Genomic DNA, 21,130 nt, shown 5'->3' with positions numbered 1-21,130 from the left:
AGCGCTCAGAGCAGGCCTCAGAACAGCGTGTAGCCGCCGTCGATGACGAAGGTGTCGCCGGTGTGGTAGGCCGACGCCGGGCTCATCAGGTAGACCGCAATGCCCGCGAAATCGCTGCCCTCGCCCCAGCGGCGCATCGGCACGCGCTTGTGCACCATCTCCTGGAAGGCATCGTTGGCCTGCGCGGCGCCAGTCATCTCGGTCTTGATCCAGCCGGGCAGGATCGAATGCGCGCGGATGCCCTTGCGTGCATATTCGACGGCCAGGCCGCGCATCATCGAGATCACGCCGCCCTTGGTGGCGGCGTAGTGCTCGGTGCGCGGCGCGCCTTCGATGGCCGCGACCGACGCGGTGCTGCACAGCACGCCGCCCTCGCCCTGCACCAGCATCTGCCGCACCGCGGCGCGCAGCGTGAAGAAGGCGCCATCCAGGTTGACGCGCATGGTCTTGCGCCATACCTCGGCCGTCATCGCATCGAACGGCCCCTTGTTGCCGCCGATGCCGGCGTTGGCAAAGCAGCCATCGATCCGCCCCAGCGCCGCTACCGTGCGCTGCATCGCGGCATCGACCGCCTGCTCGTCGCCCACGTCGCACACCTCGGTGTGCACGCGTCGGCCATGCTGCGCCAGCCGGTCGGCGGCCACGGCGTTCTTGTCCGCGTTGGTGCCCCAGATCGCGATATCCGCGCCGGCCGCGGCCAGGCCCTCGGCGATGCCCAGCCCGATGCCGCCGTTGCCGCCGGTCACCAGGGCCACTTTTCCTGCCAGGTCGAAGGGGTGCTTGCTCATGTCTGTCTCCTCGGATGGTGGGTCGCTGCCTCGACCGGACATTGTTGACCCGTCACGCCACAAAGCTCGTCGTCGGAACCGATGAGTTTGGATGCGCGCCGGCGCACTTCCGGGCCGCTAAGGATTTCCATGATTGACGCTGGCCCGGGCCACCGCTCCGCCCGGCCTGTCGCCATTTCCGGCGCCGCGGCGAGGCTGGCCCCAGCGAATCCGGCCAACTGGTCCTATAGCGCCGGATCGGCGCTCACCTATAAAGCCGAGACCTTCAACCCCTTTCCTTTCGAGGAGCAGAACCATGCGGTGGATCAAGCGACTTGCGACGTATTTCGCCCTGGCAGCAGCACTGGTGCCAGCCGCCCACGCGCAAAGCAAGGATGTAGTCATTGCTTACCAGGACATGGTGGTGCCCTGGCGTTATGCGCAAGACATGAAGGAGCTGGAGAAGCAGACCGGCTACAAGGTCTCGTTCCGCCAGTTCGGCGGCGGCGGCGACGTGATCCGCGCGATGGCGTCGGGCCAGATCGCCATCGGCGAGGCGGGCACTTCCCCAATCGCCTCGGCGCTGTCGCAAGGGCTGGACGTGGAGCTGTTCTGGATCCTGGATGACATCAACGCGGCCGAGGCCATGGTCGCGCGCAACGGCAGCAAGATCGCCAGCATCGGCGACCTGAAGGGCAAGCGCGTGGGCGTGCCGTTCGTGTCGACCACGCACTACCACACGCTGGTCGCGCTGGAGCGCGCCAGGGTCAATCCCAAGGACGTGCGCATCGTCAACATGCGCCCGCCCGAGGTCGCGGCCGCGTGGGAGCGCGGCGACATCGACGCGACCTTTATCTGGGACCCGGTGCTGGCCAAGCTCAAGCAGTCGGGCACGGTGCTGACCACCTCCGGCCAGATCGCCGCCGATACCGGCAAGGCGACCTTCGACGGGATGATCGCCAACAAGAAGTTCGCGCGTGAAAACCCGGAGTTCATGGTCAAGCTGGTGCGCGTGCTGGCCGCTGCGGATGACAACTACCGCAAGAACAAGGCGTCATGGACCGCCGATTCGCCGATGGTCAAGGCGGTGGCCAAGGTCTCGGGCGCCAAGGCCGAGACGGTGCCGGCCAGCATGGCGCTGTATGCCTTCCCGACGCTGGAAGAGCAGGTCTCGGAGCGCTGGCTCGGTGGCGGCGCGGCGCGTGCGCTGCAGTCGGCGGCGCAGTTCCTGAAGGAGCAAGGGACCATCCAGACAGTGCTGCCGGACTACAGCAAGGGCGTCAATGCGGAATGGGCCAAACGAGCGCTGCGGTAACGCGCGCGGTGTGTGGAACGGCAACAGCAGCGGAAATCGTCATGAACAAACTTGAAATCGATAACCTCAGCGTGAACTACGGCGCCGCCGGCGGCGCCCGCACGCTGGCCCTGTCGCAGGTCAATCTCACCATGGAGCGCGGCGATTTCGTCGTCGCGCTGGGCGCCTCGGGCTGCGGCAAGACTACGCTGCTGTCGTGCATCGCCGGCTTCATGGAGCCGTCGGAAGGCGAGATCCGGCTGAACGGCAAGGCCGTGCGCGGACCCGGTGCCGAGCGCGGCGTGGTGTTCCAGAAGCATGCGCTGATGCCGTGGCTGAGCGTGGCCGACAACGTGGCGCTGGGCCTGCGCCTGCGCGGCGTGCCGCGCGCCGAACGCCTGCGCATCGCCCGCGAAAAACTGGCCGCGGTGGGACTGGATGCGGCGGCCGCCAAGCCGGTCTACCAGCTCTCCGGCGGCATGCAGCAGCGCGTGGGGATCGCGCGCGCGCTGGCCTGCGACCCGGCCGTGATGCTGATGGACGAGCCGCTGGGCGCGCTCGACGCCCTGACGCGCGAATCGATCCAGGCGCTGATCCTCAGGCTGTGGGCGAAGGAGCAGAAGATCGTGTTCTTCATCACCCACAGCGTGGAAGAGGCGCTGTTCCTGGCGACGCGGCTGATCGTGATGACGCCGTCGCCGGGCCGCATCGCGCATACCTATGAACTGCCCTTCGCGCGCCGCTTCATCGAGTGCGGCGATGCCCGCCAGGTCAAGTCCGACCCGGAATTCATCCGCTACCGCGAAGAGATCGTCGACCTGATCCATGCCACCGCCTGAGGAATTCAAGATGCCCGCTTCCGCCCAACGCATCGAACCCGCGCCGCGCGCAGCACCTGCGGCCGTGCCTTCCAGCAAGCCGATGAAAGCCGTGTCGGGCTACCGCCTGCCCGGCGAAGGCTCCAGCTCGCGCATCTCCACCGTAACCGTGGCGAGCCTGCTCGTCCTGTGGTGGGTCGCCAGCCACCTGCGCTGGCTGCCGCCGTTGTTCCTGCCCACGCCGGAATCGATCGTCACCGCCTTCATCGATGCCTGGCAGGGCAACCTGCAAGGCGGCCAGCCGCTGACCGAGCATTTCACCGCAAGCATGGTGCGCGTATTTGGCGCGTTCGGGCTGGCGGTGGTCACGGCGGTGCCGATCGGCGTGCTGATGGGCGTGTCGCGCATCGCGCGCGGCATCTTCGATCCGCCCATCGAGTTCTACCGCCCGCTGCCGCCGCTGGCGTACCTGCCGCTGATCGTGATCTGGTTCGGCATCGACGAGACCTCGAAGGTGCTGCTGATCTTCCTGGCGTGCTTCGCGCCGCTGGCGATGTCGGCGCAGGCGGGGGTGCGGTCGGTGACCATCGAGCAGATCAATGCCGCCTACTCCATGGGCGCCACGCCGTGGCAGGTGGTGCGGCACGTGGTGCTGCCCGCCGCGCTGCCGGACATCCTGACAGGCATGCGGATTGCGATCGGCTTCGGGTGGACCACGCTGGTGGCGGCCGAGATGGTGGCCGCCACCGCCGGGCTCGGGCAGATGGTGCTGAACGCGTCCAACTTCCTGCGTACCGACGTTGTGATCATGGGGATCGTGCTGATCGGGTTGATTGCTTATGTGTTTGATCTGCTGATGAGGAAGATGGCGAAGTGGTTGGTGCCCTGGAAGGGGAGGATGTAAGGGGGGGTGGGCATTTTGCTGGCCGCCGGGATTCTGTTCCTGGCGGCTGGCATCTGGCGGTGATTGATACGCCCGGTTCCGCCCGATCAGCCGCTTGCCGAAATGCAGCGCGCCCTGCTCCCCCGCGGCGCGCGTGTGCCCTCAATGCTACGCAACGCCGCCCGGTCCCGTCACTTGTACGAAAGCCCGCCTTTTCGAGCCAGCAAGGCCGGTTACGCACTATCATCGGCACATTCCCAACCGCCAGTTGCCAATGATGGACAAAGCCCGCGTCCTCACCCTCTTTATCGGCGTGGTACGCGCCGGCAGTTTCCAGCGCGCCGCGGTAGAAGCCGGCGTGACCCCGCAGGCCGTCAGCAAGGCGGTGCGCACGCTGGAAGACGACCTCGGCGTGCGCCTGCTGCACCGGACCACGCGCAAGCTCAGCCTCACCACCGAAGGCGCGCGGCTGTTCGAGCTGGCCGCGCCGGGCATGCGCCAGCTGGATGAGGCGCTGGACCAGGTGCGCAGCAGCAAGAGCGACGACGACGGGCTGATCCGGCTGACCGCGCCGCCGTCGGTCGGCAGCCGCGTTCTGGTGCCGCTGGTGCGCGCCTTCCGCGAGCTGCATCCGGGCATCACCTTCGACGTGGTGCTGAGCGACCTCTTTACCGACCTGGTCGAGTCCCGCATCGATATCGGCTTCCGCGCCGGCACCAGTCCCGGCCAGAACCTGGTGGCGCGCCGGCTGTGCGACCTGCCGCTGGTCATCTGCGCCGCTCCCGATTACCTCGCACGGCACGGCGAGCCGGCCACGCTGGACGAACTGCTGCAGCACCAGTGCACCGGCTTCCGCCGCCCGGCCACCGGGCGCATGGTGCCGTGGGAGCTGCAGGTCGACGGCGCGCTGGTCTACCAGGAGGTGCCCGCCGTCGCCAGCTTCAACGACGTGGAAACCGAGGTCGAGGCGGTGCGCGCCGGTATTGGCATCGGCCAGCTGTCCGCCTACATGATCCACGCCGACCTCGTCAGCGGCCGGCTCAAGGCGATCCTGACAGAATTCAGCAGCAGCAATGTCGGGCTGTACATGTACTACCCGCACCGCAGCCAGATGCCGGTGCGGGTACGGCGCTTCATCGATTTCGTAGTGGAAGCGGGGCGCGGCGCGGAGCAATCGCTGTCGCGGCTGGTGGGCCTGGTGCCCTGAGCCTTCCGGCGCGAAGCAGCCCCACCCACACTTCTTTCCAACACCCTTCTCCTGACGCCCTGCGCCGGCCCTTCGTTTGATTTTTTCTCAAGCGAACGCGCCGGAAATGTCGTTTGTCGCACGCGCCGCCAGCGACAACCATTACGCCAAGGCCCACCAACACAGGAGACTGCCGTGTCAGACCAAGCCTATCCGCTCTGGAGTGCGGACCCCCTTCCCCACCTGATCGCCTCGCGCCACCGCGCCACCGGCGAATGGATCTTCCCGGCAGTGCCGGCCGATTCGCCGCTCGCCGCCGAGCATGACCCCGTCGCCATCCGGGGCTCCGGCGTGGTCTACAGCTTCACCGTGATCCATCCCGCGCCCAAGAGCGGCCAGCCGCCGTACGCGCTGGGCTATGTCGACTTCGTCGGCCCGGTGCGCATCTTCGGGCGCCTGCAGGGCAAGGCGCGCCCGGCGATCGGCGACCGCTATGAAGCGCGCCCGGACGCCGAGTTCGGCTATGTCTTCGAGGCCGTCACGGCCTGACCGATCGAAAAAAGGAAAGGGAAAGCAACATGCAGGACATCTACATCCACGGCGGCGCGATGACGCCGTTCGGCCGCCACCCCGGCGTGCTGGCGCCGGAACTGGCGCAACAGGCCATCCTCAAGGCGCTGGCCGACGCCGACGTGCCGCTCGGCCGCATCCAGGCCGTGTATTGCGCCAATGTGCTGGGCGGCATGATCCTGGGCCAGCTGATTGTGCGCGACCTGGGGCTGAAGGGCATCCCGGTCTACAACGTCGAGAACGCCTGCGCCAGCGGCGCCACCGGCGTGCACCTGGCGCGGCACGCGCTGCTGGCCGGGCAATACGACACCGTGCTGGTGTTCGGCATCGAGCAACTGACCGCGCTGGGTGGCGGCACCATCCCGCTGCAGCGCAACGACCACAAGACGGACCTCTATGCCAAGGCCGGCATGGTGCTGCCCGCGGTGTATGCGATGCGCGGCACGCGCTTCCTGCACGAGCGCGACGCATCGCCCGCAGACCTGGCGGAAGTGGCGGTCAAGAACCGCTACAACGGCTCGCTCAACCCGTATGCGCAGCAGCGCAAGGCCACCACGGTGGAAGAAGTGCTCGGCTCGCGCATGATCGCCGACCCGCTGACGCTGCTGCAGTGCTGCCCGTCTCAAGTGGATGGCGCCGCCGCGGTGGTGCTGAGCACGCAACGCCCGGCGCAGGCGCGTCCGGTCAAGGTGCTGTCGTCGGTGGTGGTCTCCGGCCTGCGCGAAGAGGCCCACGACGACATCCTCGATGCCGAGATCACCGCGCGCGCCGCGCGCCAGGCGTATGAACAGGCGGGGCTGGGGCCGCAGGACGTCGACGTGGTCGAGCTGCACGACGCATTCACCATCGCCGAACTGCTTTACTACGAAGCGCTGGGCCTGGCCGAGCCAGGCGAAGCAGTGCCGCTGCTGAAGTCCGGCGCAACCCGGCTGGGCGGCCGCGTGCCGGTCAACCCCAGCGGCGGCCTGCTGGCCAAGGGCCACCCGCTCGGCGCCACCGGCGTGGCGCAGATGGTGGAGATCCTGTGGCACCTGCAAGGGCGCGCCGGCGAGCGCCAGGTCGAGAACGCGCGCGTCGGCCTGACGCAATGCACCGGCGGCGGCATCGCGGGTGTCGACCACGCCGCCTCTTCCGTCCACCTGCTGGGAGTCTGACATGGGTACGCAACGATTCGATCCCACCCATGTGGCCGTGGTCACGGGCGCCGCGCGCGGCATCGGCCTGGGCATCGCCACGCAACTGGCGCGGCAGGGGCTGACCGTGGCGCTGCTGGACCGCGATGGCGGTGCGCTGGACGAGGCCGTCGGCACGCTGGCCGCCGCAGGGCTCAATGCCTTCGGCGCCACCGCCGACCTGACCGATTCCACCGCGGTCAACGACGCCTTTGCGCAAGTCGCGGCCCGCGCCGGCCGCGTCGACTACCTGGTCAACAACGCGGGGGCAGTGCGCGACATGCGCTTCCTGAAGATGACCGACGACGACTGGGACCTGGTCATCGATACCAACCTGCGCTCGCAGTTCCTGTGCTGCCGCGCGGCGCTGCCCGGCATGGTCGAGCGCGGCTACGGGCGCGTGGTCAATATCTCGTCGCGGGCCTGGCTGGGCGGCTTCGGGCAGGCCAACTACTCGGCGGCCAAGGGCGGCGTGGTCAGCCTGACGCGCTCGCTGGCGATCGAGTTCGCCGGCAAGGGCATCACCGTCAACGCGGTCGCGCCCGGCATCGTCGATACGCCGCTGTTCCATGGCTTTGCGCCGGAGGTACAGGCGCGGCTGCAGAAGTCGGTGCCGGTGCAGCGCATCGGCACCGCCGACGATATCGCCAATGCGGTCAGCTTCTTCCTCGATCCGCAATCGTCGTACGTGACCGGCCAGACGCTCTACGTCTGCGGCGGGCGCAGCCTGTCGTCGCCCAGCGTGTAAGGAGGCCATCATGACCATCCAACGCCACATCGAAGGCGCGGTCGCGGTGCTGACCATCGACCGGCCAGACGCGCTCAATGCGCTCGACGTAACCACGCTGCGCGAACTGCGCGCGCACCTGGCCGAGGTGCGCGACCGCGACGACCTGCGCGTCGCGGTGCTGACCGGCGCCGGCACGCGCGCCTTCTGCGCCGGCGCGGACCTCAAGGGCACGCGCACCTCCGCCGCCACCTACCCCGAGGCGCTGTTCCGCGCGCCGGAGCATGCTGCTGACCTTGGGCTCTATATCCGGCTGATGGACCTGACCGACCTCGGCCTCGGCAAGCCGCTGGTCGCGGCGGTCAACGGGCACTGCCTCGGCGCGGGGCTGGAGCTCGCGCTGCAGTGCGACTTGCGGATCGCGTCGACGCAGGCGACCTTCGGCCTGCCCGAAGTCGCGGTCGGCTCGATCCCGGCGGTGTCCGGCCTGCACCGGCTGCTCAAGGCGGTGCCCGCGGCACATGCGATGCAGATGGTGCTGACCGGCGAACGCATCGATGCCGCGCACGCCGCGCGCATCGGCCTGGTCACCGAGACGATGGCGCCCGATGCCCTGCCCGACCGTGCGCTGGCGCTGGCCGCGCGCATCGCCGCCAACGCGCCGCTGGCCGTGCAGGCGGTCAAGAAGCTGTCGCGCCAGACCAGCCACCTCAGCGAGGCCGACGCGCAGCAACTCACCGAACTCTACTGGGGCGTGCTGCGCGATACCGCCGACCGCGCCGAAGGCCGCCAGGCCTTCGCCGAAAAGCGGCAGCCCCACTACACGGGACGCTGAGCGGACCGACAAGAACCACGCAGGAGACACAACCATGGCAGGTATTTCCCGAATCATGCGCGCGGCAATGGCCGGCGTGCTGGCAGTCACGGCGCTGAGCGCAGCGGCACAGGCACCCTACCCCACGCAGAAGCCGATCACGCTGGTGGTGCCGTTCGCCCCGGGCGGCGGCAATGACATCCTGGCACGCGCCATCGCACCCAAGATGAGCCAGCTGCTGGGCCAGACCATCGTGATCGAGAACAAGCCCGGCGCCGGCGGCAACCTGGGCGCCGACTACGTCGCGCACGCCGCGCCGGACGGCTACACGCTGGTAATCGCGTCGAGCCAGATCACGATGAACCCGTTCCTCGGCATGAAGGTCCCGTTCCAGGTCGAGCGCGACTTCGAACCAGTCGGGCGCATCGCGTCGGTGCCGATCATGCTGGTCGCCAATCCCGACCAGCCGTTCCGCACGCTGCAGGAGTTCATCCAGTACACCCGCGCCAACCCGGGCAAGCTCAGCTACAGCAGCCCCGGGCCCGGCACGCCGCAGCACCTGGCGGGCGAGGTCTTCGCCAAGCTGAACAAGACCGAGCTGCTGCACGTGCCCTACCGCGGCACCGGCCCGTCGATCAGCGACCTGATGGGCGGCCAGGTGCAGATCTCGTTCGCCACCTTTGCCTCGTCGATCCAGTTCGTGCGCGCCGGCAAGCTGCGCGCGCTCGGCATCGCCGGCAAGAAGCGCAGCGCGCTGATGCCAGACCTGCCGACCTTTGCCGAGGCCGGCATCGTCGGCTACGACGCGGAGCTGTGGTACAGCCTGCTGGCGCCGGCGCGCACGCCGAAGGCCGTGGTCGACAAGGTCAACGCCGCGCTGGTGGGCGCGCTGAAGTCGCCCGACGTTGCCGGGCAACTGGAAAAGCAGGGCTTCGAGCCGCAGGCCTCCACGCCGGCCGAGCTGAAGGCGTATATCGGCAAGGAAATGTCGCGCTGGCAGCGCGTGATCCAGGACAACAACATCAAGGTGGCGCTGTGAACGCGCCGATTGAACACCCCATGGTGCCGCCCACCGACAACCCGCTGCTGGACTACCTTGGCATCCGCCTGGCCAGCGTCGGCGACGGCCGCTGCGCCTTCGAGCTCGACATCGAGCCGCGCCACCTGAACCGGCAGGGCAGCGTGCAGGGCGGCGTGATCGCCACGCTGCTCGACGCCGCCTGCGGCTACGCCGGCCTGCCGACGGGCCCCGACGGCGCCCTCGGCCACGCGGTGACGGTGATGCTGGCCATCAGCTACCTCAGCAAGGCCAGCGCGGGCCGGCTGCGCGCCACCGCCACGGTGAGCCGCGCCGGCAAGAGCCTGTACTTTGCCACGGCCGAACTGGCCACCGATGCCGGCGTGCTGGTCGCCACCGCGCAGGGCACGTTCAAACGATCCCGCATCCTTCCGGAGACCTGACATGCTGCGCGATGCACTAGACGGCCTGACCGTCATCGACTTCACGCAGATCGGCGCCGGGCCGACCTGCACCATGCTGCTGGCCGACATGGGCGCCAGCGTCATCAAGGTCGAGCCGCCCGGCGGCGAACTGGGCCGCGGGCTTGGCCCCGGCTGGCTGGGCGACGACAGCGCGCTGTTCCACGGCTTCAACCGCAACAAGCTCGGCGTGGCGCTGGACCTGAAATCCCCCGAAGGTCTCGCCGTGGCGCGCCGGATGGCGGCAGAAGCCGACATCGTGGTGGAAAGCATGCGCCCGGGCGTGATGGATCGCCTCGGGCTGGGCCATGCCGAGCTGTCGGCGCTGAACCCGGCGCTGGTCTACTGCTCGATCTCCGCCTATGGCCAGGACGGCCCGTATGCCGGCCGTGCCGGCGTCGACGGCATCATCCAGGCCGATTCCGGGCTGATGAGCCTGATCGGCCTGCCCGACGGCGAGCCGTGCAAGGTGCAGGCGCCGGTGGTCGACGTGATGACCGGCTACGTCGCCTGCGTCGGTATCCTGGGCAAGCTGGCGCAGCGGGCACGCGACGGCCAGGGCGGGCATCTCGACGTCAGCCTGCTCAACGCCGCGCTGGCGCTGCAGCAATCGTCGCTCACCAGCTATTGCGCCGACGGGCGGCTGCCGGAACGGGCGGGCAGTGCCGCGCCCTATTCGGCGCCCAACCAGGCCTTCCGCACCGCCGACGGCTGGATCATGATCGCCGCTTACATGCCCGAGCGCTGGCGCCGGCTGTGCGACGTGCTGGGCCTGCCGGCGCTCGCCGACGACCCGCGCTTCGCCACCTCGCCGCTGCGCGTCGCCAACCGGGCGGCAATGGTCGAGGCGCTGACCAGCGTGTTGGTGACGCGACCCACCGACGCGTGGCTGGCCGTGCTGCAGGATGCCGACATCCTGTGTGCGCGCGTGGCCACCTATGAAGACCTGATGGCGCACCCGCAGGTGGCGGCCAACCGCATGGTGCAGCGCATCCCGCACGAGACGCTGGGCGAGGTCCGCATGCCAGGCTTCCCGATCAATAGCGTCCAGGAAAACGCGCTGCCCGCGCGGCCGGCGCCGGCGTGCGGACAACATACGCAAACGGTGCTCGCCGGGCTTGGCTTCAGCGCGGCACAGATCGCCGCCTTGCAGGCGCGCGGCGCGGTCCATTGTGCCGATACCATCGAGGCACCGCTCACGGCAACGGCATCATGAACCGCGCCGACATCATCGCCGCGCTCCACGCCCGCCGCAGCGTGCGCGGCTTTCTCGATACGCCGGTACCGCGCGAGACCGTGGCGGCAATCCTGGCCGACGCGGCGCGCAGCCCGAGCGCGTCGAACACCCAGCCATGGCGGGTCTACGCCTGCGCCGGTGCCGTGCGCGACCGGCTCAGCGATGCCCTGCTGGCGCTGCACGACAGCGATGGCGGCGGCCATCGCGAGGAATACGTCTACTACCCGCCGGCGTGGCGCGAGCCCTACCTGGCGCGCCGCCGCACACTGGGCAAGGCGCTGTACGGCCTGCTTGGCATCCCGCGCGGCGACGCCGCCGGCATGGCGCGGCAGTATGCCCGCAACTACGCGTTCTTCGGCGCGCCGGTGGGGTTGTTCTTCACCATCGAGCGCGGGCAGGGACAGGCGGCGTGGCTGGACCTCGGCATGTTCCTGCATGCGGTGATGTTAGCGGCGCTGGGGCACGGCCTGGAAACCTGCGCGCAGCAGGCGTTCGCGCGCTACCACCGGGTCATCCGCGCGCAGCTTGCCATTCCCGACCATGAAATCCTGGTGTGCGGCATGTCGCTCGGACACGCCGATCCCGCCGAGCCGGCCAACCGGCTGCGTACTGCGCGCGAGCCAGTGGAGGGATTTGCCTGCTTCGCCGGCTGGTGACCGGCGAGCGCCGCGCTAGCTTTGCGTCTCGCACTGCGCCAGCAGCCACTCGCGGAACACCGCCATGCTGGCGCTTTCCTTGCGGTCCGCCGGCGTCAGCAGGTAGTAGGTGAAGTCGCCCATGTCGACGCTCTGGCGGAACGGCGCGACCAGCCGCCCGGCCTCCAGGTCTCCCGCGACCAGGAAGCGCTGGGCGATGGCGAAACCCTGCCCTTCCACTGCCGCCGCATAAGCCATGGCGGAACTCTGGAACGTCATGCCACTGCGCGCGTCGACCTGCGCGTCGGCGCGCGCCGCCTTCAGCCAGTGCGCCCAGTCGTCCGGACGCGCAATCGAATGCAGCAGCGTCTGATGCTGCAGGTCGGCAGGCTTTTTCACCTTCGGGTTGCCGGCCGCAACGCCGGGGCTGCAGACCGGCACCAGGATGTTGGACACCAGCCGGTAGGTATTCACGCCGCTCCACTTGCCGTCGCCTAGGCGGATCGCGCCATCGATGTCTTCCTTGCGGAAATCGACCGGGTCCAGCGAGGCGGTCAGCAGCACCTCGATGCCGGGATTGGCCGCATGGAAGCTCGACAGCCGCGGGATCAGCCAGCGCATGGCGAAAGTAGTGTAGGCGCGCACCTTGAGCTGCTTGCGCCTGGCCCGCTTGCCGAGCCGCCGCGTGGCCTCGCGCAGGTCGTCCATGGCCCGGGTCACGGCGCGGTAGTAGTCCTCGCCGGTGCGGGTCAGCGAAATCTGCCGGTGGCCGCGATGCAGCAGCTGCACGCCCAGGCCTTCTTCCAGCGAGCGGATCTGGCGGCTGACGGCGCCCGGCGTCACGTGCAGCTCTTCCGCAGCGGTGGTGATGCTCAGGTGCCGGGCCGCCGCTTCAAAGGCGCGCAGGGCGTTCAGGGGAGGCAGTTTGTCCATGCCGGCGAGTCTGCCATACGGTTGAGAATTGCTCAATCGACATCGCTCGCGTTTATTGACAACTTCTGGTTGTCTTTTAAACGGAATTACACCGCCTAGTGTTGCTGACCGAGCGCGCCTAAATTTGTCTCCGTGGCCCCCGCCATCAGACACCGAAGTCAAACCGAGCAAAGGAGATTCACCATGTCCGCCAACACCACCATCGCTGCCAACACCGCCACCAACGTCACCAACGTCACCAACGCCGCCGGCAAGGTCTGGTTCATCACCGGCGCCTCGCGCGGCTTCGGCCTGGTACTGACCCGCGCCGCGCTGGCCCGCGGCGACCGTGTCGTCGCCACCGCGCGCCGCCCCGAAACGATCACCGGCGCCGTGGGCGCGCATGACAACCTGCTGCCGGTGGCGCTCGACGTCACCAGCGAAGCGCAGGCCATCGCCGCGGCCGAGGCCGCCGTGGCCCGCTTCGGCCGCATCGACGTGCTGGTCAACAACGCCGGCTACGGCCTGCTGGGCGCGGTGGAGGAAGCGTCGGCGCGCGAAGTCGAGCAGCAGTTCGCCACCAACGTCTTCGGCGTGCTGAACGTCACGCGCGCGGTGCTGCCGCAGATGCGCCGCCAGCGCAGCGGGCATGTCGTCAATATCTCGTCGATCGGTGGCTACGCGGCCTATCCCGGCTGGGGCGTCTACGGCGCCACCAAGTTCGCGGTGGAAGGGCTGACCGAAGCGCTCGACGCCGAGCTGGCGCCGCTGGGCGTGCGCGCTACCGTGGTCGAGCCGGGCTTCTTCCGCACCGACTTCCTCGATGCCAGCTCGCTGGTCCGCGTCGGCACCGAGATCGCCGAATACGCCGAAACCGTCGGCGCGATGCGCGGCCACATGGCGTCGGCCAACCACCAGCAGCCCGGCGATCCCGCCAAGCTGGCTGTGGCGCTGCTCGCCCTTGCCGACAGCGACAACCCGCCGGTGCGGCTGCCGCTGGGCTCCGATACGGTGGCCCGCATCGCGGAAAAGAACCGCAAGGTGGAAAGCGAACTGGCGGCATGGCATGCCGTGGCGGTCTCGACCGACCACGCCAGTGCCTGATCTGTTGCGGCGCAGCAGTCTTATTGAATCCTGGATTGCTGCGCTGCAGCCATGCGCGAGGCGCGGGTTGCCGGCCGGGCCCAAGCGCCGCATGAACCACTTCACACCCTTGCGCCTATCAGGCTTTGTCCCGATGCCGACACTGGCATATGTCGTTTCCGGCAAATTTCGCCAATAATGCCCTGACAGCCATTGCCGGACGAGAGAGCCACCATGCACGACAGTCCCGATGCCATCCGCACCGTTGCCCTGCTCGGGCATGCGGGGAGCGGCAAGACCTCGCTGGTCGAAGCACTGCTGCACAAGGGGGGTGCGCTGCACACCCCGGGCAGCGTGGAGCGCGGCTCGACCGTCAGCGACAGCGATCCGCTGGAGCGCAAGTACAAGCGCTCGCTCAGTTCCGCCATCACCCACGTCGACTTCCGCGACACCCGCATCTACCTGCTCGACACGCCGGGCTACCCGGATTTCTCCGGCCTGGCGATCAGTGCGCTGGCGGCGGTCGAGACGGCGGCCATCGTCATCAACGCGCAGACCGGGATCGAAATGACCACGCGCCGCGCCATGGCCTGGGCGCAGGCGCGGCAACTGTGCCGGATGATCGTTATCAACGGCATCGACGGCGAGAAGGTCGACCTGCCGGGGCTGCTGGCCGAGATCCAGGAGGCGTTCGGCAAGGAGTGCCTGCCCATCAACCTGCCGGCCGGAAACGGCGGCAAGGTGGTGGACTGCTTCTTCAATCCGGCCGGAGAGTCGGATTTTTTATCGGTGGCGTCGGCGCATGAAGCGCTGATCGACCAGGTGATCGAGATCGATCCGGAGCTGATGGAGGTGTACCTGGAGCAAGGCGAGGCCATCACGCCGGAGCAACTGCACGCGCCGTTCGAGCGTGCGCTGCGCGAAGGCCACCTGGTGCCGATCTGCTTTACCTCGGCCGCCACCGGCGCCGGTATCGCGGAACTGCTCGATGTCTTCGTGCGGCTGCTGCCCAATCCCACCGAAGGCAACCCGCCGCTGTTCTACCGCTCGACCGGCACTGCCGAGGACGGTACCGAGAAACGCAAGGCGGTGCGCGCCGAGCCGGTGCCGGACAAGCACGTGCTGGCGCATGTGTTCAAGGTGGTAGTCGATCCCTATGTCGGCAAGCTGGCGGTGTTCCGCATCCACCAGGGCACGGTCACGCGCGACAGCCAGCTCTATATCGGCGAGGGCCGCCAGCCGTTCAAGGTGGCGCACCTGCTCTTGCTGCAGGGCAAGGAGACGCAGGAAGTGCAGCGCGCCGGCCCGGGCAATATCTGCGCGGTGGCCAAGGTGGATGAACTCGGCTTCGACGCGGTGCTGCACGACGCCACCGAGGATGGCGACATCCACCTGACGCCGCTGGAGTTTCCCACGCCGATCTACGGCCTGGCGATCGAGCCGGCGCGGCGCGGCAACGAGCAGCGGCTGGCCGAGGTGCTGCACAAGCTCAGCGCCGAAGATCCCTGCCTGCGCATCGAGCATCCGGCCGGCACCAACGAGACCGTGGTGTTCGGACTGGGCGAGTTCCATTTGCGCTGCGCGCTGGAGCGTTTGACCGAGCAGTACAAGCTGGAAGTCGCCACGCGGCCGCCGAAGATCGCGTATCGCGAGACCATTGCCGGCAAGGCGGAGGGCCACCACCGCCACAAGAAGCAGACCGGCGGTGCCGGCCAGTTCGGCGAAGTGATGCTGCGCGTGGAGCCGCTGCCGCGCGGCGAAGGCTTCGAGTTCATCGATGCGGTCAAGGGCGGCGCGATTCCCGGCCAGTTCATCCCCGCAGTGGAGAAAGGCATCCGCCAGGTGCTGGAAAGCGGTCCACTGGCCGGTTTTGCGATGCAGGACGTGCGCGTGACCGTGTACGACGGCAAGAGCCACCCCGTCGATTCCAAGGAAGTGGCGTTCGCCACGGCCGGACGCAAGGCGTTTATCGACGCGGTGATGAAGGCGCGCCCCAGCGTGCTGGAGCCGATCGTCGAGATCGAGGTCACGGTGCCGGGCACCGCGATGGGCGATGTCATCGGCGACCTGTCCGCCAAGCGCGGCCAGGTGCATGGCACCCGCACCGGCGCCGCCAACAGCGTGATCGTTGCCGGGCAGGTGCCGCTGTCGGAGCTGAACGACTACCAGTCACGGCTGAACAGCATGACCGGCGGCCACGGTAGCTACACCATCCAGTTCAGCCATTACGACAACGTGCCGCCGGGGCAGCAGGAGAAGATGGCGTCCCGCCACAAGGCGCAGCAGGACACCGACTGACCAGCCCGGAGCTGGCCTGGTTTTCAGTGCTGGCTGGCACCGGCCGCGCCGATGCCGGTCATGGCGCGCACGAACTGCGCGCCGTAGCGCTGGCGTTCGGCGCTCCCCCGCGCCGAGCGGTCCAGCACCGACACCAGCCAGGCGGCGGCAAAGGCCAGCGTCATCGAGAACAGCGCCGGGTTGGCATATGGGAAGATCGCCTGCTGGTGCTTGAGGATCCCCACCCATACGGTCGGGCCCAGCACCAGCAGCAGCACCGCCGACACCAGCCCCGCCAGGCTGCCGGCCACCGCACCGCGCGTGGTCAGCCCCTTCCAGAACATCGACAGGAACAGCACCGGGAAATTGACCGACGCGGCGATCGCCAGCACCAGCCCGGACAGGAAGGCGATGTTCTGCTTCTCGAACATCACGCCCAGCACCATCGCCAGCAGGCCGATCACCAGCGTGGCGAGCTTCGACACGCGGATCTCGTCTTTCTCGCTGGCCTGCCCGCGGCGGAACACGTTGGCGTAGAGATCGTGCGACACCGCCGACGCGCCTGACAGCGCCAGCCCGGCCACCACCGCCAGGATGGTCGCGAACGCCACCGCCGAGATGAAGCCGAGGAACAGGTCGCCGCCGATCACGTGCGACAGGTGCACGGCCACCATGTTGCTGCCGCCGATCAGCTTGCCGGCCGCGTCCCGATAGGCCGGGTCCGCGCCCACCATCACGATCGCGCCGAAGCCCACCACCAGGATCAGCACGTAGAAGTAGCCGATGAAGCCCGTGGCGTAGAGCACGGACTTGCGCGCTTCCTTCGCATCCGCCACGGTGAAGAAGCGCATCAGGATGTGCGGCAGACCCGCGGTACCGAACATCATGCCGACGCCGAGCGAGATCGCATCGATCGGGTTGGACACCAGCCCGCCCGGCGACAAGATCGCCGTGCCCTTGTCATGCACCCTGGCCGCGCTGGCGAACATGGCTTCGGGGCTGAAGCCGAAATAGGCCAGTACCATCACCGCCATGAAGGTCACGCCGCCGAGCAGCAGCAGCGCCTTGATGATCTGCACCCAGGTGGTGGCGAGCATGCCGCCGAACATCACGTACAGCACCATCAGCGCGCCGACGATGACCACCGCCGATTCATAGCTGGTGCCGAACAGCAGCTCGATCAGCTTGCCGGCGCCGACCATCTGCGCGACCAGGTACATGATGACCACGGTCAGCGTGCCGCACGCTGCGGTGATGCGCACCGGCTTCTGCGCCAGCCGGTACGAGACCACGTCGGCAAAGGTGTAGCGGCCCAGGTTGCGCAGCCGTTCGGCGACGATGAACAGGATGATCGGCCAGCCCGCCACCACGCCGAGCGCGTAGATCAGGCCGTCGTAGCCCTTGTCGAACATCATGGCCGAGATGCCAAGGAAGGACGCGGCCGACACCATGTCGCCGGCGATCGCCAGGCCGTTCTGGAAGCCGGTGAGGCCGCCGCCGGCCGCATAGAAGTCCGACGCCGAACGCGTGCGCCGCGCGGCCCAGCGGGTGATGCCGAGCGTGAACAGCACGAACAGCATGAACATGACGATGGCGCTCCAGTTCAGCGGCCGCTGCGCGGCCTCGCCCTGGATCGCGGGGGCTGCAGTGGCGGCGCTGGCTGCCAGACCGCACAGGGCGGCGCCGAGGGAAAAGTGTACCGGCTTCATGCTTCGCACTCCTTGCGCACGCGATCGTTGAGCGGATCCAGGTCGCGGTTGGCGCGGTGGACGTAGATGGCGGTCAGCAGCACGGCGGCAACGATCACTGCAACGCCTACGGGGATGCCCACCGTCATGACGCCCCCGGCGACCGGCGTGCCGAGCGTGGCGGGCGAAAAGGCAAGCAGCAGGATGAAGCCGAAGTAGACCGCCAGCATGACCAGCGTCAGCGACCAGCCCAGGCGCGTGCGGCCGTGGATCAGGCGGATAAAGTCGGGGTGGTTCTGGATGGCTTCCAGTTGTCGCGCGTCCATGGTGTCTCCTTTGGCGCAGGGGGGTGGTGTGGCGGCTCTGGTGGCTGCCATCAGTTTGGTTCTTGTTTGGGGGCGTCGATCTACCGACGGTTTGCTCCCCTCTCCCGCTTGCGGGAGAGGGGAGCCTATGCCGGCGGTGTGGGTAAAAAGCAGCGCCTCAGATCGCGCCAACCGGCTGCTCGTGTGTAACCTTCGGCCGCATGTCCACCACGCGCCTTGCCTTGCCGACCGTGGTGCGCTCGATCCCTGCAGCCGCCACCACCTGCACCCGCGTGGTCACGCCGACATAGGTCTTGATCTGGTCCTTCAGATCCCGCTCCAGCGCCGCCCGGTCATCCGCCGACAGCGACGCGGAGCGCTCGGGCCGCGCCTCGACCCGCACCTCCAGCTTGTCGAGGTGCCCGTCGCGCGTCACCACCAGCTGGTACTGCGGCGCCAGCGCCGGCGCCTTCAGGATCAGTTCCTCGATCTGCGACGGGAACACGTTGACGCCGCGGATGATCAGCATGTCGTCCGAGCGCCCCGTGATCTTGCCGATGCGGCGCATCGAGCGCGACGTCGGCGGCAGCAGGCGCGTCAGGTCGCGCGTGCGGTAGCGGATCACCGGCAGTGCTTCCTTGGTCAGGGAGGTGAACACCAGCTCGCCCTCGGAGCCATCCGGCAACACCTCGCCCGTCACCGGGTCGATGATCTCGGCATAGAAATGGTCTTCCCAGATCACCGGGCCGTCCTTGCTCTCGATGCATTCGCAAGCCACGCCCGGCCCCATCACCTCGGACAGGCCGTAGATGTCCACCGCGTCGATGCCGGCACGCGCCTCGATCTCCACGCGCATCGCGTCGGTCCAGGGCTCGGCGCCGAAGATGCCGACCTTCAGCGAGCTTTCCGAAGGATCCATGCCCTGGCGCTCCATCTCCTCGATCAGGTTCAGCATGTACGACGGCGTCACCATGATGATGTTGGGCTGGAACTCGCGGATCAGCTGTACCTGTTTCTCGGTCTGTCCGCCCGACATCGGGATCACCGTGCAGCCCGCCTTCTCCGCGCCGTAGTGCGCGCCCAGCCCGCCGGTGAACAGCCCATAACCATAGCTGACATGGACCAGGTCGCCGGCGCGGCCCCCCGCGGCGCGAATCGAGCGCGCCACCACGCTTGCCCATGTGTCAATGTCCTTCGCGGTATAGCCGACCACGGTCGGCTTGCCGGTGGTGCCGCTCGACGCATGCACGCGCGCCACCTGCTCGCGCGGCACCGCGAACATGCCGAACGGATAGTTGTCGCGCAGGTCCTGCTTGGTCAGGAACGGGAACTTCGACAGGTCGGACAGCGACTTCAAATCGTCCGGGTGCACCCCGGCCGCCTGGAACGCCTTGCGGTAATGCGGCACGTTGTCATAGGCATGGCGCACGCTCCATTTGAGCCGTTGCAGCTGCAGCGCCTGCAGTTCGTCGCGGCTGGCGCGCTCGATCGGCTCCAGCTCATTGGGGTTGGGGTTGCGTTGCACCATTGTCTACTCCATCTCGTTATGATGGCGCCGCGTACGAAGGGGGGCCGGCGCCGGGGTACTGCAGGCCTTGCGATCAGATATGCGAGCGGCTCTGGACCACGCGGAAGCGGTTTGCGACGAAGGCCGCATCCGACAGCGATGCATTGGCCGCGGGGTTGGCGCCGGTAGCGTGGAAATCGCTGAACGCGGCCGACTGGTTGACGAACACGCCGCCGGTCAGGTTAAGCGACAGCGCCACGCCAGCGTCTTCCGCGGCATCGCGGATGGTTTCGGTCACGCCCGCGTCGGTGGTGTATGCGGACAGCGTCAGCGCGCCGTGTGTCTTCGCGCCGCGGTGCGCCAGTTCAATGCTGTGCGCCGTGTTGTCGGTCGCCACGACGAAGGAGATGGGGCCGAACAGTTCCTGCATGATCTTCGCCTCGTCGCTGGCATCGACCTTCAGCACCAGCGGCGTGCGGATGCGCGCGCCCGGAAACTCGGGATGTTCGAGCACACGGCTGTCGGCAACGATCTCGCCCAGCGCGCGCGACGCTTCGATCCGTTCCGCCACGCCGTCGTTCTGGATCGCACCGATCAGTTCGACCGCCTTGGCCGGATCGCTGGTCAGCTTGCCAACGGCCTCGCCGATCGCCGAGGCAACCTGGTCGAAGCTGATGCGCCCTTCCGGCGTGTCGATGCCGCCCTTCGGCACGTAGATGTTCTGCGGCGCCGTGCACATCTGGCCCGAGTACAGCGACAGCGAGAAAGCGATATTGCGCACCATGCCCTTGAAGTCGGCGGTGGAGTCGATCACGATCTGGTTGACGCCTGCCTTCTCGGTGTACACCTGCGCCTGGTGCGCGTTGCGCTCCAGCCAGTCGCCGTTGGCAGTGCTGCCGGTGAAGTCGATCAGGCGCACTTCCGGGCGCAACGCCAGCTTCGACGCCATGCGCTCGCTCGGGTCGTTGGCCACCAGCGTGACGATGTTCGGGTCGAAGCCGGCTTCTTCCAGCACTTCACGCGCCACCTCGACGGTGATCGCCAGCGGCAGGATCGCGCCCGGGTGCGGCTTGACCACCACCGCATTGCCGGTCGCCAGGCTGGCGAACAGGCCGGGATAGCCGTTCCAGGTCGGGAAGGTGCAGCAGCCGATCACCAGGCCCACGCCGCGCGGCACCACGGTGTAGCGCTTTTCCATGCGCAGCGGCTCGTTCTTGCCCTGCGGCTTCTCCCACGTGGCTTGCTTCGGGATGCGGCGCAGTTCGTCCCAGGCGTAGGCCACGGCTTCCAGGCCGCGGTCCTGCGCGTGCGGGCCGCCGGCCTGGAAGGCCATCATGAAGGCCTGGCCGGTGGTGTGCATGACCGCGTAGGCAATCTCGAAACTGCGGCGGTTCAGGCGCTGCAGGATTTCCAGCGATACGCCCACCCATGCCTCCGGTCCGGCCTTGCGCCATGCGGGCATGCCCCTGGCCACGCCGGCAAAGAGCTGATCGAGGTCAGGCCGAGGATAAGTGATGCCCAGTTCCGGGCCATACGGCGAGACTTCCTTGCCGGCCTGGCCGACGGTGCCGGGCTGCGACAACGCGAACGGCTGGTTCAGGCGGGCCTCAAAGGCGGCCTTGCCATCGGCATTGGCGGTCTCGCCATAGACCTTGGGGCTCGGCATTTCAGCGAACGGGCTCCAGTAGCCGCGCGTGGCAATGGCTTGGGTGGCTTGTTCCAGCAGCGCCTGGTGGCGTTCGAAAAACGGATGGGACACGGCTTGCTCCGGGGGCG

Annotated in this window: 20 protein-coding genes; 14 read left to right on the top strand and 6 right to left on the bottom strand. The window is 68.1% G+C overall.

What is annotated here, in order from left to right; all coding sequences use genetic code 11:
- Positions 1-17 precede the first annotated feature (17 nt).
- The gene (locus tag E1J61_RS12085; RefSeq protein ID WP_133094300.1) at positions 18-788 is read right to left on the bottom strand and encodes an SDR family NAD(P)-dependent oxidoreductase; all 771 of its coding nucleotides are present in this window, start codon (positions 786-788) and stop codon (positions 18-20) included.
- Positions 789-1,083: 295 nt separating this feature from the next.
- Here E1J61_RS12085 and tauA point away from each other — a divergent pair, with 295 nt between their 5' ends.
- The 12 genes from tauA (at position 1,084) to E1J61_RS12025 (ending at position 11,603) form a co-directional block, all read left to right on the top strand.
- Positions 1,084-2,082 carry a taurine ABC transporter substrate-binding protein gene (tauA, locus tag E1J61_RS12080; RefSeq protein WP_133094299.1) on the top strand — a complete coding sequence of 333 codons (999 nt, stop codon included), beginning with the start codon at positions 1,084-1,086 and terminating at the stop codon, positions 2,080-2,082.
- Positions 2,083-2,123: 41 nt separating this feature from the next.
- Positions 2,124-2,900 carry a taurine ABC transporter ATP-binding protein gene (locus E1J61_RS12075; protein ID WP_133094298.1) on the top strand — a complete coding sequence of 259 codons (777 nt, stop codon included), beginning with the start codon at positions 2,124-2,126 and terminating at the stop codon, positions 2,898-2,900.
- Between the two features lie 10 nt (positions 2,901-2,910).
- Entirely contained in the window at positions 2,911-3,783 is an 873-nt protein-coding gene (locus E1J61_RS12070) for an ABC transporter permease subunit (protein ID WP_133094297.1), read from the top strand.
- A 256-nt stretch (positions 3,784-4,039) separates the two neighbouring features.
- Positions 4,040-4,969 (top strand): LysR family transcriptional regulator, encoded by a 930-nt coding sequence (locus tag E1J61_RS12065; protein ID WP_133094718.1) that lies wholly within the window; start codon positions 4,040-4,042, stop codon positions 4,967-4,969.
- Positions 4,970-5,143: 174 nt separating this feature from the next.
- Positions 5,144-5,497 carry a Zn-ribbon domain-containing OB-fold protein gene (locus E1J61_RS12060; RefSeq protein ID WP_133094296.1) on the top strand — a complete coding sequence of 118 codons (354 nt, stop codon included), beginning with the start codon at positions 5,144-5,146 and terminating at the stop codon, positions 5,495-5,497.
- A 29-nt stretch (positions 5,498-5,526) separates the two neighbouring features.
- The gene (locus E1J61_RS12055; RefSeq protein WP_133094295.1) at positions 5,527-6,672 is read left to right on the top strand and encodes a thiolase family protein; all 1,146 of its coding nucleotides are present in this window, start codon (positions 5,527-5,529) and stop codon (positions 6,670-6,672) included.
- Between the two features lies 1 nt (position 6,673).
- Complete coding sequence (locus E1J61_RS12050; RefSeq protein WP_133094294.1) at positions 6,674-7,438, top strand: SDR family NAD(P)-dependent oxidoreductase; 765 nt, start codon at positions 6,674-6,676, stop codon at positions 7,436-7,438.
- Positions 7,439-7,448: 10 nt separating this feature from the next.
- Positions 7,449-8,252, top strand: coding sequence for an enoyl-CoA hydratase/isomerase family protein (locus E1J61_RS12045; RefSeq protein ID WP_133094293.1), 804 nt, complete (start codon positions 7,449-7,451; stop codon positions 8,250-8,252).
- Positions 8,253-8,286: 34 nt separating this feature from the next.
- Positions 8,287-9,270: a tripartite tricarboxylate transporter substrate binding protein gene (locus E1J61_RS12040; protein WP_133094292.1), complete on the top strand. Its 984-nt coding sequence runs from the start codon at positions 8,287-8,289 to the stop codon at positions 9,268-9,270.
- Positions 9,267-9,692 carry a PaaI family thioesterase gene (locus E1J61_RS12035; RefSeq protein WP_243736843.1) on the top strand — a complete coding sequence of 142 codons (426 nt, stop codon included), beginning with the start codon at positions 9,267-9,269 and terminating at the stop codon, positions 9,690-9,692. The genes E1J61_RS12040 and E1J61_RS12035 overlap by 4 nt, the downstream gene beginning before the upstream one ends.
- A 1-nt stretch (position 9,693) precedes the next feature.
- Complete coding sequence (locus E1J61_RS12030; RefSeq protein ID WP_133094291.1) at positions 9,694-10,926, top strand: CaiB/BaiF CoA-transferase family protein; 1,233 nt, start codon at positions 9,694-9,696, stop codon at positions 10,924-10,926.
- Complete coding sequence (locus E1J61_RS12025; RefSeq protein ID WP_133094290.1) at positions 10,923-11,603, top strand: nitroreductase; 681 nt, start codon at positions 10,923-10,925, stop codon at positions 11,601-11,603. The genes E1J61_RS12030 and E1J61_RS12025 overlap by 4 nt, the downstream gene beginning before the upstream one ends.
- A gap of 15 nt (positions 11,604-11,618) precedes the next feature.
- Here the strand turns inward: E1J61_RS12025 and gcvA are convergent, their stop codons facing one another.
- Positions 11,619-12,515, bottom strand: coding sequence for a transcriptional regulator GcvA (gene gcvA / locus E1J61_RS12020; RefSeq protein ID WP_133094289.1), 897 nt, complete (start codon positions 12,513-12,515; stop codon positions 11,619-11,621).
- Between the two features lie 183 nt (positions 12,516-12,698).
- On the opposite strand from gcvA, the gene E1J61_RS12015 reads away from it, so the two are divergent.
- Both E1J61_RS12015 and fusA read left to right on the top strand, forming a co-directional pair.
- Positions 12,699-13,598: an oxidoreductase gene (locus E1J61_RS12015; protein WP_133094288.1), complete on the top strand. Its 900-nt coding sequence runs from the start codon at positions 12,699-12,701 to the stop codon at positions 13,596-13,598.
- A gap of 213 nt (positions 13,599-13,811) precedes the next feature.
- A complete protein-coding gene (fusA, locus tag E1J61_RS12010; RefSeq protein ID WP_133094287.1) occupies positions 13,812-15,875 on the top strand; it encodes an elongation factor G in 2,064 nt (687 codons plus the stop codon).
- Between the two features lie 23 nt (positions 15,876-15,898).
- Here fusA and E1J61_RS12005 read toward each other — a convergent pair whose 3' ends face one another.
- The 4 genes from E1J61_RS12005 to paaN form a co-directional block, all read right to left on the bottom strand.
- Positions 15,899-17,563 (bottom strand): cation acetate symporter, encoded by a 1,665-nt coding sequence (locus E1J61_RS12005; protein WP_133094286.1) that lies wholly within the window; start codon positions 17,561-17,563, stop codon positions 15,899-15,901.
- Entirely contained in the window at positions 17,560-17,868 is a 309-nt protein-coding gene (locus E1J61_RS12000; protein WP_133094285.1) for a DUF485 domain-containing protein, read from the bottom strand. Before E1J61_RS12000 ends, E1J61_RS12005 begins: the two co-directional genes overlap by 4 nt.
- A 157-nt stretch (positions 17,869-18,025) precedes the next feature.
- The gene (paaK, locus tag E1J61_RS11995; protein ID WP_133094284.1) at positions 18,026-19,375 is read right to left on the bottom strand and encodes a phenylacetate--CoA ligase PaaK; all 1,350 of its coding nucleotides are present in this window, start codon (positions 19,373-19,375) and stop codon (positions 18,026-18,028) included.
- Positions 19,376-19,448: 73 nt separating this feature from the next.
- Positions 19,449-21,113 carry a phenylacetic acid degradation protein PaaN gene (paaN, locus tag E1J61_RS11990; RefSeq protein WP_133094283.1) on the bottom strand — a complete coding sequence of 555 codons (1,665 nt, stop codon included), beginning with the start codon at positions 21,111-21,113 and terminating at the stop codon, positions 19,449-19,451.
- Positions 21,114-21,130: the final 17 nt, after the last annotated feature.

Source organism: Cupriavidus sp. L7L (assembly GCF_004353535.1).
GTDB classification, from domain to species: domain Bacteria; phylum Pseudomonadota; class Gammaproteobacteria; order Burkholderiales; family Burkholderiaceae; genus Cupriavidus; species Cupriavidus oxalaticus_A.
This window is presented reverse-complemented; position numbering and strand designations above follow the sequence as displayed.

Bases quoted from the DNA above. Each gene is read 5' to 3' on its own strand.
- E1J61_RS12055 (WP_133094295.1), top strand. From the start codon at position 5,527: ATGCAGGACATCTACATCCACGGCGGCGCGATGACGCCGTTCGGCCGC.
- E1J61_RS12085 (WP_133094300.1), bottom strand. From the start codon at position 788: ATGAGCAAGCACCCCTTCGACCTGGCAGGAAAAGTGGCCCTGGTGACC.
- E1J61_RS12075 (WP_133094298.1), top strand. From the start codon at position 2,124: ATGAACAAACTTGAAATCGATAACCTCAGCGTGAACTACGGCGCCGCC.
- E1J61_RS12065 (WP_133094718.1), top strand. From the start codon at position 4,040: ATGGACAAAGCCCGCGTCCTCACCCTCTTTATCGGCGTGGTACGCGCC.
- E1J61_RS12040 (WP_133094292.1), top strand. From the start codon at position 8,287: ATGGCAGGTATTTCCCGAATCATGCGCGCGGCAATGGCCGGCGTGCTG.
- E1J61_RS12050 (WP_133094294.1), top strand. From the start codon at position 6,674: ATGGGTACGCAACGATTCGATCCCACCCATGTGGCCGTGGTCACGGGC.
- E1J61_RS12000 (WP_133094285.1), bottom strand. From the start codon at position 17,868: ATGGACGCGCGACAACTGGAAGCCATCCAGAACCACCCCGACTTTATC.
- E1J61_RS12070 (WP_133094297.1), top strand. From the start codon at position 2,911: ATGCCCGCTTCCGCCCAACGCATCGAACCCGCGCCGCGCGCAGCACCT.
- fusA (WP_133094287.1), top strand. From the start codon at position 13,812: ATGCACGACAGTCCCGATGCCATCCGCACCGTTGCCCTGCTCGGGCAT.
- E1J61_RS12015 (WP_133094288.1), top strand. From the start codon at position 12,699: ATGTCCGCCAACACCACCATCGCTGCCAACACCGCCACCAACGTCACC.
- E1J61_RS12005 (WP_133094286.1), bottom strand. From the start codon at position 17,563: ATGAAGCCGGTACACTTTTCCCTCGGCGCCGCCCTGTGCGGTCTGGCA.
- E1J61_RS12030 (WP_133094291.1), top strand. From the start codon at position 9,694: ATGCTGCGCGATGCACTAGACGGCCTGACCGTCATCGACTTCACGCAG.
- tauA (WP_133094299.1), top strand. From the start codon at position 1,084: ATGCGGTGGATCAAGCGACTTGCGACGTATTTCGCCCTGGCAGCAGCA.
- paaK (WP_133094284.1), bottom strand. From the start codon at position 19,375: ATGGTGCAACGCAACCCCAACCCCAATGAGCTGGAGCCGATCGAGCGC.
- E1J61_RS12045 (WP_133094293.1), top strand. From the start codon at position 7,449: ATGACCATCCAACGCCACATCGAAGGCGCGGTCGCGGTGCTGACCATC.
- gcvA (WP_133094289.1), bottom strand. From the start codon at position 12,515: ATGGACAAACTGCCTCCCCTGAACGCCCTGCGCGCCTTTGAAGCGGCG.
- E1J61_RS12025 (WP_133094290.1), top strand. From the start codon at position 10,923: ATGAACCGCGCCGACATCATCGCCGCGCTCCACGCCCGCCGCAGCGTG.